The 17,326-nt window shown below is 72.7% G+C and carries 12 protein-coding genes; 4 read left to right on the forward strand and 8 right to left on the reverse strand.

What is annotated here, in order from left to right:
* Window positions 1–14: 14 nt before the first annotated feature.
* The 4 genes from GA0070616_RS02465 to alr form a co-directional block, all read right to left on the reverse strand.
* Complete coding sequence (locus tag GA0070616_RS02465; protein WP_091075567.1) at window positions 15–3,236, reverse strand: non-ribosomal peptide synthetase; 3,222 nt, start codon at window positions 3,234–3,236, stop codon at window positions 15–17.
* Window positions 3,236–6,076 carry a type I polyketide synthase gene (locus GA0070616_RS02470; RefSeq protein ID WP_091075569.1) on the reverse strand — a complete coding sequence of 947 codons (2,841 nt, stop codon included), beginning with the start codon at window positions 6,074–6,076 and terminating at the stop codon, window positions 3,236–3,238. The genes GA0070616_RS02465 and GA0070616_RS02470 overlap by 1 nt, the downstream gene beginning before the upstream one ends.
* Before the next feature lie 280 nt (window positions 6,077–6,356).
* On the reverse strand, window positions 6,357–7,133 hold the full coding sequence (locus GA0070616_RS02475) for a tryptophan 2,3-dioxygenase family protein (RefSeq protein WP_091075572.1): 777 nt from the start codon (window positions 7,131–7,133) through the stop codon (window positions 6,357–6,359).
* A gap of 233 nt (window positions 7,134–7,366) precedes the next feature.
* Window positions 7,367–8,470 carry an alanine racemase gene (gene alr, locus GA0070616_RS02480; protein ID WP_091075575.1) on the reverse strand — a complete coding sequence of 368 codons (1,104 nt, stop codon included), beginning with the start codon at window positions 8,468–8,470 and terminating at the stop codon, window positions 7,367–7,369.
* A gap of 301 nt (window positions 8,471–8,771) precedes the next feature.
* Here alr and GA0070616_RS27935 point away from each other — a divergent pair, with 301 nt between their 5' ends.
* From GA0070616_RS27935 to GA0070616_RS02495, 3 genes are all read left to right on the forward strand, one after another.
* On the forward strand, window positions 8,772–9,020 hold the full coding sequence (locus GA0070616_RS27935) for an acyl carrier protein (RefSeq protein ID WP_175439962.1): 249 nt from the start codon (window positions 8,772–8,774) through the stop codon (window positions 9,018–9,020).
* Complete coding sequence (locus GA0070616_RS02490) at window positions 9,017–9,571, forward strand: ferritin-like domain-containing protein (RefSeq protein WP_091075582.1); 555 nt, start codon at window positions 9,017–9,019, stop codon at window positions 9,569–9,571. The genes GA0070616_RS27935 and GA0070616_RS02490 overlap by 4 nt, the downstream gene beginning before the upstream one ends.
* Before the next feature lie 133 nt (window positions 9,572–9,704).
* On the forward strand, window positions 9,705–11,324 hold the full coding sequence (locus GA0070616_RS02495) for an AMP-binding protein (RefSeq protein ID WP_175439963.1): 1,620 nt from the start codon (window positions 9,705–9,707) through the stop codon (window positions 11,322–11,324).
* Between the two features lie 130 nt (window positions 11,325–11,454).
* On the opposite strand, the gene GA0070616_RS02500 is transcribed toward GA0070616_RS02495, so the two are convergent.
* Genes GA0070616_RS02500 through GA0070616_RS29095 form a run of 3 tightly spaced genes read right to left on the reverse strand, consistent with a single transcriptional unit; the run spans window position 11,455 to window position 14,314 of the window.
* Window positions 11,455–12,639 carry an acyl-CoA dehydrogenase family protein gene (locus GA0070616_RS02500; protein WP_091075589.1) on the reverse strand — a complete coding sequence of 395 codons (1,185 nt, stop codon included), beginning with the start codon at window positions 12,637–12,639 and terminating at the stop codon, window positions 11,455–11,457.
* Window positions 12,636–13,541 (reverse strand): branched-chain amino acid transaminase, encoded by a 906-nt coding sequence (locus tag GA0070616_RS02505; RefSeq protein WP_091075593.1) that lies wholly within the window; start codon window positions 13,539–13,541, stop codon window positions 12,636–12,638. The genes GA0070616_RS02500 and GA0070616_RS02505 overlap by 4 nt, the downstream gene beginning before the upstream one ends.
* Entirely contained in the window at window positions 13,538–14,314 is a 777-nt protein-coding gene (locus tag GA0070616_RS29095; RefSeq protein ID WP_281187719.1) for a response regulator transcription factor, read from the reverse strand. The genes GA0070616_RS02505 and GA0070616_RS29095 overlap by 4 nt, the downstream gene beginning before the upstream one ends.
* A 361-nt stretch (window positions 14,315–14,675) precedes the next feature.
* Between GA0070616_RS29095 and GA0070616_RS02515 the strand changes: the two genes are divergently transcribed.
* Window positions 14,676–15,953, forward strand: a complete 1,278-nt coding sequence (locus tag GA0070616_RS02515) for an alpha/beta fold hydrolase (protein WP_139128832.1) — start codon at window positions 14,676–14,678, stop codon at window positions 15,951–15,953.
* A 317-nt stretch (window positions 15,954–16,270) separates the two neighbouring features.
* On the opposite strand, the gene GA0070616_RS02520 is transcribed toward GA0070616_RS02515, so the two are convergent.
* Window positions 16,271–17,272, reverse strand: a complete 1,002-nt coding sequence (locus tag GA0070616_RS02520; protein ID WP_091075599.1) for a beta-ketoacyl-ACP synthase 3 — start codon at window positions 17,270–17,272, stop codon at window positions 16,271–16,273.
* Between the last annotated feature and the right edge of the window lie 54 nt (window positions 17,273–17,326).

The raw sequence follows: 17,326 nt of genomic DNA on the forward strand, positions 1-17,326 counted from the left end.
TGGGGTACGGACGGTCAGACCTGCCGGGCGAGCCGGGGCTGACGGGCGATCACCGGGGCGGCCGGGCGGGACGCGAGCCCGTCGATGACGTGCGCCAGGTCGGCCAGGACCGGCCGGTCGAACAGGGTGCGGACGGGCACCTCGACGCCGAGCACGCCGCGCAGCTTGAACGCCACCCGGGTGGCGAGCAGGGAGTGCCCGCCGAGGGCGAAGAAGTCGTCGTGCACGCCGACCTTCTCCACGCCGAGGATCTCCCGCCAGGCGGCGGCGACCGCCTCCTCGGTCCCGGTGCGCGGGGCCACGTACTCCCGGCCGAGGTCGGGGCGGGCGCCGTCGAACTGGGGCAGGGCCGACCGGTCGGTCTTGCCGTTCGGGGTCAACGGGAACCGCTCCAGCGTCACCACGTGCGCCGGCACCATGTACTCCGGCAACAGGGCGCGCAGTTCGGTGGTCAGCGCGGCGTCCGGCACGGACGCACCGTCGGCCGGCACCACGTACGCCACCAGGCGGGTGTCGCCGGCGATCTCCCTCGGCAGAACCACGGCGTCGGCGATGTCGGGCCGGTCCCGCAGCACCGCCTCGATCTCGCCCGGCTCGACGCGGAAGCCCCGGATCTTCACCTGCTGGTCCGCGCGACCGAGGAACTCCAGTTCACCGTCGTCGGTCCAGCGGGCGAGGTCACCGGAGCGGTACATCCGCTGCTCGCCCTCACCGGCGTACAGGTCGGGCAGGAAGCGCTCGTAGGTCAGCCGCGGGAGGTTCTGGTAGCCGACGGCGACCCCGGCCCCGGCGACGAAGATCTCGCCCCGCATGCCGGGCGGTACCGGCATCAACCGCTCGTCGAGCAGGTAGATCCGCAGGTCGGGCAGGGGACGGCCGACGTTGCTGCGGATCCCGCTGGTCAGGTCCGCGCGGGTGATCCGGCGGTAGGTGGAGTGCACGGTGGTCTCGGTGATCCCGTACATGTTGACCAGTCGGGGCGCGTCGTCGCCGTACCGGTCGATCCAGGGAGCCAGGGTCGGCACGTCGAGGTACTCGCCGGCGAAGATGACGTGGCGCAGGGGCAGCCGGGGGGCCTGGTCGGCCAGGGCCGGGACCATGAACTGGCGGAACGCCGAGGGGGTCTGGCTGAGCACGGTGACCTGCTCGGCGGCGAGCAACTCCAGCAACGCCTCGGGGTCGCGGACGGCGTCGTGCGGGACGACGACCAGGCGGGCACCGTGGCCGAAGGCCCCCCACATCTCGAACACCGACACGTCGAAGGCGTACGAGTGGAACATGCTCCAGGCGTCGTCGGCCGAGAGGTCCATCAGGGTGCCCGCGCCGGTGACCAGCCGGACCACGTTGGCGTGGGTGACCAGCACCCCCTTCGGGCGTCCGGTCGACCCCGACGTGTAGATCAGGTAGGCGACGGAGTCGGGTTCGGGGCCGTCGGCCGGCGCGTCGGCCGGCCGGGCGTCGATCGCGGCGGCGTCGGTGTCCAGGTTGACCACCGGGCCGGCGAACTCGGGCGCGGAGCCGTTCACCGCGTCGTGGGTGACCAGCGCCGACACCTCGGCGTCGGCGAGGATGTAACGCATCCGTTCGGCGGGGTGGCCCAGGTCCAGCGGCACGTACGCCGCACCCGAGGTGAGCACCCCGAGGATGGCGACCACCGTGTCGAGGGACCGTTGCAGGCACAGGCCCACCCGGTCGCCGGGTCGTACGCCCACCGACCGCAGGTGCTGGGCGAGCCGGTTGGCCCGGGTGGCCACCTGGGCGTAGCTGAGCTGCTGTCCCTCGCAGACCACTGCCACGGCGTCGGGGTTCGCGGCGGCGCGTTGCGCGAAGAGCTGGGGCAACGCCGGGGCGGAGGGCTGCGGTTCCGTCCGGTTCCAGTCGAGCAGCAGTTCCCGCCACTGCCCGATCGGCATGATGTCCATGTCGCCCAGCCGCAGCTCCGGGTAGAGAGCCATGTTCTCCAAGGTGGCGCAGAACTGGGTGACCAGCCGGCGCATCGCCGTCTCGGTGAACCGGGTCTGGTCGTAGACCAGCCGGGGTACGGGCATCGCCTCGCCCGGCATCACGATCATGGTGATCGGGAAGTGGGGCCGGCCGTCGTACGTCGACTCGACCAGCTCGACCTCGTGCAGGGTCATCTCGGGCACCGGGACGTTCTCGAAGGCCAGGTCGATCTCGAACAGGGGCCGGTTGCCCGGCAGGTCGGCCAGCCGTCGCAGGTCGGTCAGCGAGATGTCGGCGTGCTCGCGGGCCTGGGCCATGCCGTTCTGCAGCTCGCGCAGCCACGGGATCAGTTCCGCGTCGTCGGTGACCCGGGCCCGCACCGGCATGGTGGCCAGCATCGGTCCCATGATCCGTTCGCTGCCGGTCAGCGTCGCCGGCCGCTGGGTGCCGGTGGAGCCGACCAGCACGTCGTCCCGCCCCAGGTACCGGCTGAGCACGATCATCCAGGCACCCTGCATCACGGTGTTGAGGGTCAGGCCGTGCTCGCGACCGAAGTCGGTCAGGGCGGGGATCTGGTCCAGCAGTTCCGGGGTGGGCAGCACCGCGTGGGTGGGCTCGCCCGGGGCCAGCGGCCCGACCGGCGCCGAGCCGATCTCCAGGGCGTCGGACGCCCGGTGGCCGGCGAGGTACTCCCGCCAGAACTTCTCGGTCTCCGACCGGTCCTGCCGGGCCCACCAGGCCAGGTACGCGCGGTAGGGGCGCGACGGCGGCAGGTCCGCCGGTCGGCCCGTGGCGTGGGCGTTGTAGAGCGCGGTCAGCTCGGCGAAGGCCAGACCGAACGACCAGCCGTCCATCAGCAGGTGGGAGAAGCTCCAGAAGAACTCCCACTCGGTGTCGGCGAAGCGGATCAGGCGACCGCGCATCAGCGGGGCGGTGGCGTAGTCGAAGCCGCTCATCCGGTCGTCGTGGACGAACCGGGCGTACCGGTCGCGCTGTTCCTGCGGGTCGGCGTCGCGCCAGTCGAGCACCTCGATCGGGAACGGGGCGTCGCGGTGCACCACCTGGAGCGCCTTGTCGACACCCTCCCAGTGGAAACTGGTCCGCAGCACGGCGTGGCGATCCACGATGGCCTGCCATGCCGCCCGGTACGCCTCGACGTCGAGCCGGCCCCGCATCCGCATCGTGACCTGTTCCAGATAGATGCCGCTGCCCGGCGAGTACAGGTTGTGGAACAGCAGTCCCTCCTGGATCGGGGACAGCTCGTAGACGTCCTCGATGCCGTCGTGCTCCATCACTCACTCCTCCCGGGCCGTGTCGTACCGGCACCCGTCTGGTCTGTTTGTGGTGTTGCCTGCCGCAGCCGGTCGAGCCGCTCGACGAGGTCGACCAGCAGCGTCCGCAGGGCGACGACCTGGCCGGTCTCGGCGGCGGCCCTCGCCACGTCCGCGACGACCCCGGCCAGGTCGGACCGCGTGGCCGGCCCGGCCGTGGCGGGGGCGGGGCGTTCGATCCAGTGCCGCTGACGCTGGAACGGGTAGGTCGGCAGTGCCACCCGACGGCGGACGCCGGACGGGTGCATGGCCTCGAAGTGGGGGGTGGCGCCGGCCGTCCAGAGCTGACCGACGGCCCCCATTAGGGCCTCCCGCCCGCTGGTCCGGTCAGCTGCCGCGGGCATCGTGGCCACCACCGGCACGCGGTCGGCGGCCTGGCCGACCAGCGACGCGAGCGACGCGCCGGGGCCGACCTCGACCAGGAGCCGGCCCGGCGGCTCGACGAGCTGACGGGCGACGTCGGCGAACCGGACCGGCCGGCCGAGCTGGCGCAGCCAGTGTGCGGGCTCGGTGGCCTCGTCGGCGCTGACCGGGCGACCGCTGACCGTGCTCACCCACCAGGTCCGGGGTGGCCGCGGGGTGAGGTCGGACAACTCGGCCGCCAATCCGGGCAGCAGGGGCGCCACGCCGACCGGGTCCGGGGCCGGCGGGGCGGCCAGCCGGTGGCAGCGCACGTAGAGCTGGGACAGCTGCCGTTCCAGCAGCCGCACGTCCGCCTCGGGACCGGTGACCACGCAACGTTCCGGAGCGTCGAGCGCCACCAGGTGCACCGCTGGGGGAAGCTGACCGGCGAGTTCGGCCTCGGGCAGGTCGACGGCCATCGTGGCCTGCGGCGGCAGCTGGGCCACCAACCGTCCCTGGGCGACGGCCAGGCGCAGCGCCTCGGCCGGCTCGAGCGTCCCGGCCACGGTCGCGGCGGTGATCTCGCCGGCGCCGTATCCGGCGACGGTGTCCGGGGTCAGCCCCCAGGCGGCGAGCAGCCGGACCAGCGCGTACTCCAGCACGAACAGCGCCGGGCGGATCACCTCCGGCCCGGGCCGGCCGGTCGGCGCACCGACCAGCAGTTCGCGTACGTGGGGGGCGAGCGGGCCGGGAAGCGCCGCCACGCAGGCGTCGACCTCGGCGCGGAAGACCGGCTCGGTGTCGTACAGGTCCCGGCCCATCCCCGGGTAGGCGCTCGCCTCTCCGGGGAAGAGGAAGACCAGCCGCCGCCGGTCCTCCGGAACGGCCTCCGGGCCTGTCCCGCGCCGGTGGGCGGTGAGGGCCTCCACGGCCGCGTCCACGGAGTCGGCGAGCAGCGCCACGCGGTACCGCATCGACTGCCGGCCCACCTGGAGGGTCCAGGCGGTGTCGGCCAGCGGCGGGGGTTCGGGCGCCCGCAGGGCGTCGGCGAGCCGGCCGGCAGCCAGTTCCAGGGCCTGCGGGGTACGCGCCGAGAGCGTGATCAGGTGTGGTCCCGGACCGGCCGGCGGCCGGGCCTCCGGCGCGGGCGCCTCCTCCAACACCACGTGGGCGTTGGTGCCGCCCACCCCGAAGGAGGAGACCCCGATCCGGCGGGGGCCGTCGGTCGCCGGCCAGTCCCGCAGCTCGGTGTTGACGAAGAACGGGGTCGCGGCGAAGTCGATCTCCGGGTTGGGCTTGTCGAAGTGCAGGCTCGGCACGAGTTGCCGGTGTCGAAGCTGGAGGATCGCCTTGATCAGCCCGGCCACCCCGGCTGCCGCGTCCAGGTGACCGATGTTCGACTTGACGGAGCCGAGCGCGCAGTAGCCGGTGCGGCGGGTCCGCGCGGCGAACGCCCGGGTCAGCGCGGCGACCTCGATCGGGTCGCCGAGCGGCGTGGCGGTGCCGTGCGCCTCCACCGCGGTGACGGTCGCCGGGTCGACGCCGGCCAGGCCGAGCGCCGTGGCGACCGCGCGGGCCTGCCCGTCCACCCCCGGGGCGGTGTAGCCCACCTTCGCCCCGCCGTCGTTGGTGACCGCGCTGCCACGCACCAGGGCCAGCACCCGGTCACCGTCGGCGACCGCGTCGGGCAGCCGTTTCAGCACCACGACGCCGGCCCCGCTGCCGAACACGGTGCCGGTGGCACCGGCGTCGAACGGGCGGCAGCGGCCGTCGACGGACAGGATCGACCCGTCCCGCCACAGGTAGCCGTGCCGCTGCGGCAGCCGCACCGCGACCCCTCCGGCGAGGGCCACGTCGCAGTCCCCGTCGAGCAGGGCACGCGCCGCCAGGTGCACCGCCACCAGCGAGGACGAACAGGCCGTCTGCACGGTCACCGCCGGGCCGCCCAGTCCCAGCCGGTACGCCACCCGGCTGGTCAGGTAGTCCTTGTCGTTGCCGACCACCAGGTCGAGGTCGTCGGTGTCGACCGGGGTGCCGCCGCCGGCGAGCAGGTGGTGGATCAGGTAGCTGGGCAGGCCCGCTCCGGCGTACACCCCGACCAGGCCCGGTACCGCACCGGGTGGGTATCCGGCGTCCTCCACCGCCTCCCACGCGCACTCCAGGAGGATCCGGTGCTGCGGGTCGATCCGGGCGGCGTTGTGGGGCGGGTAGCCGAAGAGGTCCGCGTCGAACTCCTCGATCCCGGGCAGGGTCGCGGCGGCCCGCACGTAGTGCGGATCCGCCAGTGTCCGCGGGTCGACCCCCGCCCGGCGCAGCGTCGCGTCGTCGAGCTGGCTGATCGACTCGGTGCCGTCGCGCAGGTTGCGCCAGAACCGGTCGACGTCCGGCGCGCCGGGAAAGCGCCCGGCCATGCCGACCACCGCGATGGCCGCGCCACCCTCCCCGGTCAGGTCGCTCACCTCGGCCGCACCGCAGCCGGCGACAGGGTCGACGCCACGCCGCAGCGGTGCCGCCGGACGAGGGTCCTCGGCGTCTCGGTCATCAGGTTCCTCCCGCCGTGCTGGTCGCTGTCGGCTCCCGCCGCGGGAGCCCGCCCGTGACACCCGTTCGGGTCCGTCGCCGTCGATCACGTTGCCAACTACGTCCTGCCGCAGCCGCCCTCCAACGGAGACTCCGCCCGGCTACCTCGCCGGAGGGCCCGCCCGGCGGTGCCCGAACGGCTACCCGGACGGGCCGGGCTCACAGCCGCGTCCGCAGTTCCCACAGGTCGGGGAAGAAGCGTTCGTCCCGGCGCGAACGGAGGTGGTTGACGCCACTGGAGCCGCCGGTGCCCGCCTTGTGACCGATGAGGCGTTCCACCGCGAGCGCGTGCCGCATGCGCCACATGGCCCAGGCCTCGTCGTGGTCGAGCAGCGCCTCGGCGACCTCCAGCACGTCGCTGTCCGGCCGGCCACCGCGCAGCAGTCGTACCGGATCGGCGATCCCCCGGCGGCGCAACAGGTGACGGAAGGCGTCGGCGAGGCTGGGCTCGCGCAGCCTGCGGTCCAGCCGGGCACGGTCGGTGCCGCCGGCCGTGGTGATCCCGGCGTGGCCCCGGCCGCGCAGCCCGGAGACGTACTCGATCTCCCGGAACCGGACGGACTGGAACCCGCTCGCGCTGCCGAGGTACGGACGCAGGCTGACGAAGCCACCCGGGCTGATCGTGCCCAGCGTGTCGAGTTGGCTGACCAGGAGCCGGTCCACGCCACCGACCCGGCGCAACCGGTAGAGGGCGTCGGGTACGGCGCCGGCGAACAGGTCCGCCCGGGCGGCGACGAGTTCGTGCACGATCAGTTCGAACCAGATTTCGAACGCCTGGTGCACCAGGACGAAGAAGCGTCCGTCCGGGTGGTCGGGCACCTCCCGGGTGGCCGCGAGCAGCGCGTCGAGGTGCAGGAAGCCGCCGTAGTCACCGCCGGACGGGCGGTGCGGCCCGACCACCGCCGGCTCGACGCCGTGGTCCTGGTCAGTGGTCATCGCGGTTTCGCCACCTCTCCGCCGGGTCAGCGACGCTGACACTGGCACCTGCGGGGAATCTCCCAGCGGCTGACCAACCCGGGAATCCACCAACGCCTACGACGATCGGGGCCCATGCGCGCGGCCCGGTCGGCCCGCCCGATGAGGCGCCACCGGTGATCAGAGGCCCGACAGGTGCACGCCACCACCGTGCGTCGAGGGTGGGCCGGTCGGGTCGGCCCGGACACCGGGGGTCAGCGGTAGACCCGACGGACCCTCGGGCCGACCCGGGTGAGCAGTTCGTTGGGGATGGTGCCGGCCGCCCGCGCCCAGTCGACCAGGGTGGGTTCCCCGGCCGTGCCGGGCCCGAACAGCACCACCTCGTCGCCGGCCACCACCGACGCGTCCGGCACGTCGACCACGAACTGGTCCATGCACACCCGGCCACTGATCCGACGTCGCCGGCCGGCGAGCAGCACACTGCCCCGGTTGCCCACCGACCGGGGCACACCGTCGGCGTACCCGGCGGCGACCAGGGCCAGGGTCGTCTGCCCCGTCGTGACGTACTCGTGTCCGTAGGAGACCGGGGTGCCGGCCGGGACCTGTCGGGCCAGGACGACCGGCGCCCGCAGGGTCATCGCCGGCACCAGGTCGACCGGCGGTGGCACCGGCAACGGGTTGATCCCGAAGACCGCGATGCCCGGGCGGATCAGGTCGTACGCGGCGGCCGGCACGGCGAGCGCGGCAGCGGAGTTCGCCAGGTGCCGCAGCCGGGGCGCCACACCGTGCGCGGCGGCGACGTCCAGAGCGTCCGCGAAGGCCGCCAACTGCCGGTCGGTGGACGGGTGCCCCGGCTGGTCGGCGTTGGCCAGGTGGCTCCACACCCCGACGACGTCCAGCTCGTCGCCGGCGAACTTGCCGGCCGCCAGGACCAGCTCCGGCCATCGGGCGGCGGTGGCACCGGCCCGCGCGCAGCCGGTGTCCACCTTGAGGTGCACCCGGGCCTGCCGCCCGGTGAGCCGGACGGCGGCCAGGACGTCGTCGAGCACCCACCGGTCGGAGATCGAGAGGTCCACTCCGGCCCGGATCGCGGCGGCGAGGTCGTCGCCGGGGCGTGGCAGCCAGCACAGCACGGGGACGGTGATCCCGGCCGCCCGCAGCGTCAGCGCCTCGGGCAGATAGGCCACGCCCAGCCAGGTGGCGCCGCCGGCGAGGGCGGCCCGGGCACCGGGCACCAGACCGTGACCGTAGGCGTCGGCCTTGACCACCGCCATCAACTCGACGGCCCGCAGCCGGCGGAGCGCGGAGACGTTGTGGGCGATGGCCGCCAGATCGACCTCCGCTTCGCACCCGACCATCCGCCGAGTGTGCCGGTCACCCCGAGTCGGCCACAGTGCCTGATCGGGCCGTCCGGTGTGGCGCTCCGCGAGGGGTGGGGCACGGCGGCGCGGGCGGGGCATGGCGCGTTCAGTCACTTCCGTAGGGCCTGGTCGGGTACGCCGACCGCGATGGTCGACCGGTGGCGGCGAAATGAGTCCCTGGTCCGGGGGGCCCGGGGCCGCCGCGTCGCGCCTAGCGTCCCTTGCGCAGGTTCCGCGCCGACCGAGGAGCGGGACGAGACCGAGTATCCGCGTGTGGCAGACCGCTGGGAGTCGTGGCATGGACGAACAACAGGCGTTGGAGCTGGTCATCCGGCTGGTGGCCCGCGGCCGGGGGGTCGACGAGCGAGCCCTGGGCCCGGAGACGGATCTGGTGAACGACCTCGGCTTCGACTCACTCGACGCCTCGGAGCTGCTCGCCGCCCTGCACACCGAAACCGGCACCCACGTGCCGATGACCGACCTGTCGGACCTGCGCACCGTCGCAGACGTCGGACGCGCGTTGACGAAGCAGGAGGCCGCCTCGTGATCACTTCCACCGGTCGACGTATCGACCCCGAGGACCCGGTGTGGATGCTCAACCAGTACCGCGCCGCCGAGGTGCACGGCGCCGGTGCCATCATGCGGATGGCGCGGCTGGCCGACACCGCGAAGCTGCGCAGCGACCTCTCCCGCCACCTGCGGGACGAGGCGGTGCACGCCTGGCTGTGGACCAAGGCCATCGAGGAACTCGGTGGCGAGGTGGTCGACGTCCCCCAGCCCTACCAGGCCCGACTGTCGGCGCACTTCGGCATCCCGAAGACCCTCACCGACATGCTGGCGCTGACCCTGGCCTCCGAGAAGCGCGGCCTGGCCGAGTACGAGCTGCACGTCGGTCAGGACGACCTGCCGCAGGCGATCCGGCGGCCGATGAAGGCGATCATCCGGGACGAGGCCTGGCACGTGTCCTACATCGAGGAGGCGCTGCAGGAGCGGGCCCGCGAGGACAAGCGGATCGACGAGATCATCGCCCGGGCCGAGCAGGCCGACGTGCTGGCGGTCGCGGAACTGGAAGCCGAAGCGGCGACCGCCGGCGGATAGCGGAGCGACGACCGCCGGCGGGATGGCACGGCATCGCCGACCCGCGACCCGACCGCCGCTCGCGCCGGCCCCGTTGTGGGGCCGGCGGGCCGGCGGTACCCCCGTGAGAGAACACGATTGGCGAGGACTGCCGATGACCCAGCTCGACCTCCCCTCCGCCCCGCTGGTCACCTGGCCCGCCAGCTACGCCACCGACCCGGGGCTCTGCCTCGAAGAGATCGTCCGACCCTACGGCTCGACGGCGACGGTGAGCTTCATCGACGCCGACGGCAGCCGGGACTCGGTGACCTACGACGTGCTGGCCCGCCGGATCGCGACGGCGGCGGCCCGGCTGCGCGGGGCGGGCGTGCGGGTCGGTGATCCGGTCGCCATGACCCTGACCAACGACCTGCCCGCGGTGGTGGCCGCGCTCGGCGTGTGGGCGGCCGGCGGGACCCTCGTCTCGCTGCCGCCATCGCCCCGGCGGGGTCGGGAACTGCACGCGGAACGCTTCGGTGCCGTGCTCGCGGCGATGGACTGCCGGTTCCACCTGACCGCGCCCGACGACCCGGGCCCGCTCACCGACCGGTTGCGGGCGGTGCCGATCGGCGGGTTGCAGGGCGAGGAGAGGGTCAGCGACCCCGAACCCGACATCCCCCGCACCGCGCTGGTGCAGTTCACCTCCGGCAGCGTCGGTACGCCCAAGGGGGTGGCGATCCGGGCGGACACCTTCGCCGGGCACACCAAGATGATCAGCCGGTGCTTCGATCTGGATCCGGTGCGGGACCGGGTGGCCACCTGGCTGCCGCTCTACCACGATCTCGGCTTCGTCTGCTTCTTCGGCTCGGCACTGTACTCCCGGACGGGGCAGGTCCACACGGATCCCCGGACGTTCGTGCTGAACCCGGCGCACTGGCTGACCATGCTCGCCGAGGAAGGAGCCACGATCAGTGGGGCGCCCAACTTCGGCTTCCGGCTCGCCTCCCGGGTGCCCTATCCGGACAAACTCGACCTGTCCCGGATGCGGTGCTGCCTGAACGCCGCCGAACGGGTGCTCTGGTCGGACGTGGTGGACTTCCACCGGGTCGCCGGTCCGCTCGGCTTCGCCTGGGAGGCCATCATGCCGGCGTACGGGCTGGCCGAGGGGACGGTCGGGGTGTCGTGCACACCGCGCGGCCGGGGGCCGGTCGAGGGGCCCGGTGGTCACGTCTCGCTCGGTCCCGCCCTGCCGGGCGCCCGTTACCAGCTCAGGGGCGACGAGACACCCGCGACCCTGCTCATCAGCGGTCAGTGGCTCCTGGAGGGCTACTGGACCGCCGCCGGCTTCGAGCCCCGGCAGGAGGATCCGTTCGACACCAACGACGCGGCGTTCACCCACGACGGTGAGCTGTACGTCATCGGCCGGCGAACCGAAGTGGCGTCGATCTCGGGGCACAACGTCTTCGCCGAGGACGTCGAGGCGGGGGCGCTCCGCGCGGGAGGTCCGTCCCTGCTGGGCTGCGCGGCTTTCAAGCACAGCGCCACCGACGGCGGCGAACGGTTCGCCCTCGTGCTGGAGATCTCCCCCCGGACGGCGAAGTCGGCGCCGGAGTTGGCGCGTACCGTCCGGGCCGCCGTGTCCGACCTGCTCGGCACCCGGGTGGCGCCGCTGCTGGTGGTGCAGCAGGGCGTGATCCCGCGTACCACCTCGGGCAAGCCGCGTCGGCCGGCGCTGCGCGAGGCGGTGCTCTCCGACGGGCTGCCGGCACGGCGGATCCTGGCCGAGCTGAGCTGACCGGACCGGCCACCGAGGTCGCCGCACGGCAGGTGACCGGGACAGGCGCACCGCGAATGACCGGGTCGCCGGACGGCGGATGGCCGGGGTCGCCGTACGGCCACGCTCGCCGTGCGGCGGCCCCGGTCGCCTATCGTCGGGGGATGTCGGCCGTCATCAGTCGGTCGAGCTCGGCGTCGAACCGGGGATCGGCCAGGGCGAGGCGGGACGCGAGCAGCTCGGTGAGCACCTCGTCGGCCCCACCGCCGATGCGGGCCAACCGCACGTCGCGCCACCAACCTTCCAGCGGGAAGTTCGTGGTGTAGCCCCGGGCCCCGAAGACTTGGAGGCAGTCGTCGGTGACCCGCTCCACGACGTCGCTGACGATCAGTTTGAGGGCGGCGGCCTCGTGGGCGAAGCCCACACCGGCGACGCCGCGGGCCACGGTGTCCCGCAGGGCGGCCTCGGCGACGGTGAGCTGGGCGTGGGCCTGGGCCAGCCGGTGCCGGACCGCCTGTTTGCCCAGCAACGGGCCGTCGCCCAGCTTCCGCTGCCGGGCGTGGGCGGCGGCGAGGCCCAGCGCCATCCGTCCGGCGGTGAGCAGTTGGGCGCAGATCGACATCCGCTCGAACTGGAGCAGCCGGCTGGCGTAGGCCAGACCCATCCCGGGGGCGCCGAGCAGCGCCCCGGGACCGAGCGGCACGTCGAAGGACACCTCACCGACGTCGCACGAGCGTAGACCCGCGGTGGCGAAGAACCCTTCGACGCACACCCCCGGGGTGGCCAGCGGCACCAGGAACAGGGCAAGGTCACGGGGCCCGCTGCCGGCGACCCGGGCCACGGCCAGCAGGTGGGTGGCTCCGCCCAGGTTCGAGATGTAGCGCTTGCGGCCGACCAGCCGCCAGCCGTCCGCCTCCCGCGTCGCCGTGCTGCGCACCCCGGACAGGTCCGATCCGCCCTGCGGCTCGGTGGCCCCGAAGCAGCCCACAGCCTGTCCGTCGAGCGCGTCCTCCAGCAGGGCGTGCTGGGCGCTGCCGTCGGCGAGCCAGGTCAACGCACCGATGAACACCTCGCTGTGGCCCATCGCGGCGAGGGCCAGTCCGCTGTCGCACCCACTCAGTTCCTCCGCCATGGCGACCAGCCGAGGCAGCCCACCCGTCGCGCCCGGCGCCCACCGCTCGCGGAAGACGCCGTGGGTGGCGAGTTCGGTGATGATCGTCCTGGGCAGGTGTCCGGCCCGCTCCCAGCTCCGCCTGCGGTCCCGGTCGATGCCGGAGATCGCGGTACGCACCAGGGCGCGGTAGTCCACCTCGGCCGTCAACCGCACCGGCGTCATCCGACCAGTTCCCGCCACTGCGCGTGCTCGGGGACACGTCCGGTGCTCAGGTCGGCGTACCGGTCGACGAGTTGCTGGGTCAGTGGCCCCACCTTGCCGGTGCCGACCGTACGCCCGTCGACGCTGAGCACCGGCACGATCCCGGCAGCGGTGCCGGTGAGGAAACACTCGTCGGCGTGGTAAAGGTCGGTGCGCACCAGGACGTCGGCGCGGGCGGGAATGCCGGCCTCGGCGGCCACGGTCAGAACGGTGTCCCGGACGACGCCTTCGAGCGCGCCCGAGGCCAGGTGCGGCGTCCGCAGCTCGCCGTCGCGGACGACGAAGAGGTTGTGCGCCCAGCCGTCGGTGACGTGGCCCTCGGTGTTGAGCAGGATGGCCTCGTCGTACCCGCTGGTGAGCGCCTCCATCTGGGCCAGGTAGGAGTTGAGGTACTGGCCGGTGGCCTTGGCCGCGGGCGGCAGGACGTGGGAGGGCATCCGCTGGAAGCTGGCCACCTTGGCGCGTACCCCGGCGTCCTTGGCGCCGCCGACGAGCGGGCCGTTGGCGGAGGCGATGACCGCGACCTGGTAGGACGCCTGCAACGGGTTCGCTCCGGGGCCGAGGAAGACGATCGGGCGCAGGTACGCGTCGGTCAGTCCGTTGGCGCGGACCACGGACCGGCACGCCTCGGCGAGGTCGTCGACGCCGTAGGGCAGGCGCACCAGGTAGGTCGCCGCGGAGCGGGCCAACCGCTGGAGGTGGTCGGTGAGTCGGAAGATCGCCGGTCCCTGCGGGGTGCCGTGGCACCGCACCCCCTCGAAGAACCCGATCCCGTAGTGCAGACCGTGGGCGCTGACGTGGACGTGGGCCGCATCCCAGTCGACCAGGCGACCGTCCAGCCACACCTTGGCATCGGTCATCATGCTCTCCCTCCCTTGCCCCACTGCTGCTGTTCCGGTACTGACGCGATGCGACGGCGGAGACTGACCACAGCGGGGTCCGGCGGCTGCACCGTCTCCTCGGCCAGCAGGCCGTGGTTGAGGGCGACGGTCACCGCCACCGTCCGGTTCGGACAGTTGAGTTTCGCCAGGACGTTGCCCACGTGCCGCTTCGCGCCGTGCTCGGAGATGCCGAGCCGTCGGGCTATCTGCTTGTTGCTGAGCCCTTCGGCCAAGAGCTTAAGAGCCTGCCGCTCCCGGGGCGTGAGCATGAAAGACGGGTCTGATCGGGGCTTGCCAACGGTGCGCAGCTCATCGAGAATGCGCCGAGCCAGCGAACCGGGGATGGGCATCTCGCCGTGCCGCAGCTTGTGCAGACTGTCGGCGAGGACGGTGCGGTTCAACCCGGACTCCAGCAGGAAGCCGTCCACCGAGAGGGCGGCGACCTCCGGCATCAGGGCATCCTCCGGCTGCCGGAGCAGGAACAACGACGACGTGCCGGTACGGGCGGCGACCGCGAGAACCTCGTCGGTGCCGCCACGGGGACTCTCCGCCGAGACGATCACAAGCTGGTAGTCCCCCGTCTCCAGTAGCCGTATGGTGGCCTGCGGGTCGGCTCCGGGATGCACCGTGGTGACCATCGGCAGGTCGGCCAGCATCTGGATCAGACCGCAGCGAGTCAGCTCGTTGTCGATCGACACCAGTACGGCAAGTCCCTGCGTTTCCTGCGGAGATCGGATGATGCTCGCCTCTTGCATGTCTCCCCCTTGCTTAGCCTGCTGACGCTCCGGCTCCTGCATGCTCCGGTGGACGTGAGGCGCCCCGGCCGCATCCGGCCGCCGCGCCCGCTGGTTGAAAATCTGCCATGATCTTGTCATTCGGCCGGTTGGTCGAAGTTAAAAATCCATCCGGCCGGCCAACTCTGCCGGGAATATTAACGGTCTCATGCTCTCGACACCACAGAGCTTCGAGATACCAGGGTGAAATTTGCCTGACGAAGCTGGAAGATCACCCGCTGATGACGGACTCCAATGCCTTCATCCCTATCCGGGTTTGCCAGTAGGCTGACCCGGGAACCGATGTCACGGTGACGATAGGAGCGACTTGAGGCAGTCCGTGGTGACCGTTTTGCGCTTATGCGGGGTATTAGCATTCCTGGCGCTCGGGCTCGCCGTGGCCTGGTCGGCGGTGTTCGCCGTCGCCCGGGTGACCACCCACCCCGGCGTCTTCCTGCTGGCCGGCCTGGCCGCCTACACGGCCGTGCTGGCCCTGGGCGGGTGGCTTCTCACGCGTAACCTCGCCGAGAGGCCGAGGCGACGGGCCCGCGTGGTCGGGGCGGCGGTCGCCATGTCCCTCGTGCTGGCACCCGCCCTCTGGGAGGCTGCGACCCCGCCCCCGGAGCCTGATTTCGGGCCGCCGCCGGCCGGACTGCGGTACTGGGAGCTGCCCGACGGCACCCGGCTGGCCGCGGTGCGGGTTGCGGGCCGCCCGCAGCCGGCCGGCGACCCCGTCGTCTTCCTGCACGGCGGCCCCGGCGTCGCGCACCTGGACCACGACCTGCGGGTCCTGGGACAGCTCGCCGACACCGGTCGGGACGTCTGGCTCTACGACCAGATCGGTGCCGGCCGGTCCAGCCGGCTGGCCGACCCCACCGGTTACTCCCTCGACCGTAGCGTCTCGGACCTCGAAGAGGTGCGCCGGCGCATCGGCACCGAGCGGATCACCCTGATCGGCCACTCCTACGGAGCGACCATCGCGGCCACCTACCTGGCCCGGCATCCCACCCGCGTCTCGGGATTCGTCGCCGTCTCGCCGGGCCGGTTGGTGCCCGAGGTCGGCGACGTCAGCGGCACGGGCATGATCGAACGGCTCACCCCCCGGCAGCGACTCGCCGTGCTCGGCACGGCACTGCAACCCCGGGCCATGCTCACGTGGAGTCTCGTCAAGGCCGATCCCCGCGCGGCCCACGCGTTCTCCGGCGACCGGGAGATGGACGCGCGGTTCGCCACCCTGTACCGACACTCCGCGCCGGGCCTGGTCTGTGAGGGCAACCGACCCCCCTCGGCGCCGGACCGACCCGGCTTCTACGCCAACCAGGTGCCCCTGCAGATCACCCGGCCCGCACCGGACATCCGGCCGGCACTGGCGCAGGTGACGGTGCCGACCCTGCTCCTCAAGGGCGCCTGCGACTACCTGCCCTGGTCGATCGTGGCGGACTACCGCCGCAGCATCCCCGACAGCCGGCTGGTCTACTTCGCCCGCTCGGGGCACCAGATCTTCACCGAGCAGGAGAGCGAGTTCCTCGACGTCGTCCGGGCCTTCCTGGCGGACGCCCCGCTGCCGACGCCCGCCCGGCCGGACCTGGAACCGCCCGCGAGCTTCGAGGGCCCCCGGTGAGACCCGCCCGACCTGCATCGACCAGGACCGACGACATGACGCCCGGCAACCCCGCCCGCCGAGAAGCCTTTCCGCAGCAGACTGCGCATCGCCAGGACTGACGATGCGAACCGATCCGGCCGCACCTCCGACGGCGGCGACTCGCGATTCACATTGCGGGATCGGTTGACAGGTCAACTATTCACCGAGCCGGCCGGATATGGCAGGGTAATTGTGCGCCGACCCGGACAGTAAACACTGGTGGACGGGCGGTCAGCACGGTGACGCCTTATCCCGACACCTTTATTCCTGATGCGCCCGACGACGGACCGTCGTGTTCAGGGCAGCCGCACCACCTGACCGGCATAGAGCAGACCAGCACCGAACCCGAGCAGCAACGCGAGACCGCCGCGCACCTCCGGCGACCGGCTCACCAGAGCGTCGATCGCCAGCGGCACCGACGCGGCGGCGGTGTTGCCGAGATCCGCGACGTCGCGGGCCACCATCACCGACTCGGGCAGTGCGAGCGAGTCCACCAGCGCGTCGGTGATCCTCATGTTCGCCTGGTGCGGTACGAACGCGGCGAGATCGGTCGCCTTCACTCCCGCCACGTCCAGCGCCTCCGACGCCACCCGGTGCATCCGGGTCGTCGCCCAGCGGAAGACCGCGGGCCCCTCCAGGTGCAGGTAGGGCCAGGGCGTACCCGGCTGGTCGCGCAGGTCCGACCAGGGCCGGGGTTGCGAGATGGCCGAGCCCTGGACGCTGTCGGAGCCCCAGACCACCCGGGAGATCCCCGGTGCCGCGCCGGGGCCGACCACCACCGCTCCGGCGCCGTCGCCGAAGAGGAACGCCGAACCCCGATCCCGCGGATCGACGATGTCACTCATCCGCTCGGCTCCCACCACCAGGACGTGCTCGGCAGATCCCGCTGCCACCATGTCGCGGGCCAGGCCGAGCGCATAGCAGAACCCCGCGCACCCCGCGTTGAGGTCGAACGCCGCCGCGACGTTCGCCCCCGGGCCCAGCAGGTCGGCGACCTGCGCCGCCACCGCGGGCGCCTGCCGCAGATGGCTCATCGTCGTCGCGATGACGCAGTCGACGCGGTCGACCGGTACACCGCCGGCCGCCAGGGCCTTCGTGGCGGCCGCGTGCCCCATGAGGGCCAGGGTCTCGTCCGGGCCCGCGAACCGGCGTCGCCGGATCCCGGACCGGCGCACGATCCATTCGTCGGTCGAGTCGATGCCGGCGCAGACCTCCTGGTTGGTGACGACCCGCTCGGGCAGGTAGCCACCGGTTCCCACGATCGTCGCGGGTACGGCCCGGTCAACCGGCACGCCCATCAACCCCTTCCGGCGTCTGGCAGGGCACCCCCGGCGGGTGCCAGCTGTCCACCT

The sequence above is a fragment of the Micromonospora nigra genome (assembly GCF_900091585.1).
GTDB classification, from domain to species: domain Bacteria; phylum Actinomycetota; class Actinomycetes; order Mycobacteriales; family Micromonosporaceae; genus Micromonospora; species Micromonospora nigra.

What these genes read in the sequence shown, in the direction of transcription:
- alr (WP_091075575.1), bottom strand. Translation starts at nt 8,470, where the DNA reads ATGGTCGGGTGCGAAGCGGAGGTCGATCTGGCGGCCATCGCCCACAAC.
- GA0070616_RS02505 (WP_091075593.1), bottom strand. Translation starts at nt 13,541, where the DNA reads ATGATGACCGATGCCAAGGTGTGGCTGGACGGTCGCCTGGTCGACTGG.
- GA0070616_RS02495 (WP_175439963.1), top strand. Translation starts at nt 9,705, where the DNA reads ATGACCCAGCTCGACCTCCCCTCCGCCCCGCTGGTCACCTGGCCCGCC.
- GA0070616_RS27935 (WP_175439962.1), top strand. Translation starts at nt 8,772, where the DNA reads ATGGACGAACAACAGGCGTTGGAGCTGGTCATCCGGCTGGTGGCCCGC.
- GA0070616_RS02475 (WP_091075572.1), bottom strand. Translation starts at nt 7,133, where the DNA reads ATGACCACTGACCAGGACCACGGCGTCGAGCCGGCGGTGGTCGGGCCG.
- GA0070616_RS02500 (WP_091075589.1), bottom strand. Translation starts at nt 12,639, where the DNA reads ATGACGCCGGTGCGGTTGACGGCCGAGGTGGACTACCGCGCCCTGGTG.
- GA0070616_RS29095 (WP_281187719.1), bottom strand. Translation starts at nt 14,314, where the DNA reads ATGCAAGAGGCGAGCATCATCCGATCTCCGCAGGAAACGCAGGGACTT.
- GA0070616_RS02520 (WP_091075599.1), bottom strand. Translation starts at nt 17,272, where the DNA reads ATGGGCGTGCCGGTTGACCGGGCCGTACCCGCGACGATCGTGGGAACC.
- GA0070616_RS02465 (WP_091075567.1), bottom strand. Translation starts at nt 3,236, where the DNA reads ATGGAGCACGACGGCATCGAGGACGTCTACGAGCTGTCCCCGATCCAG.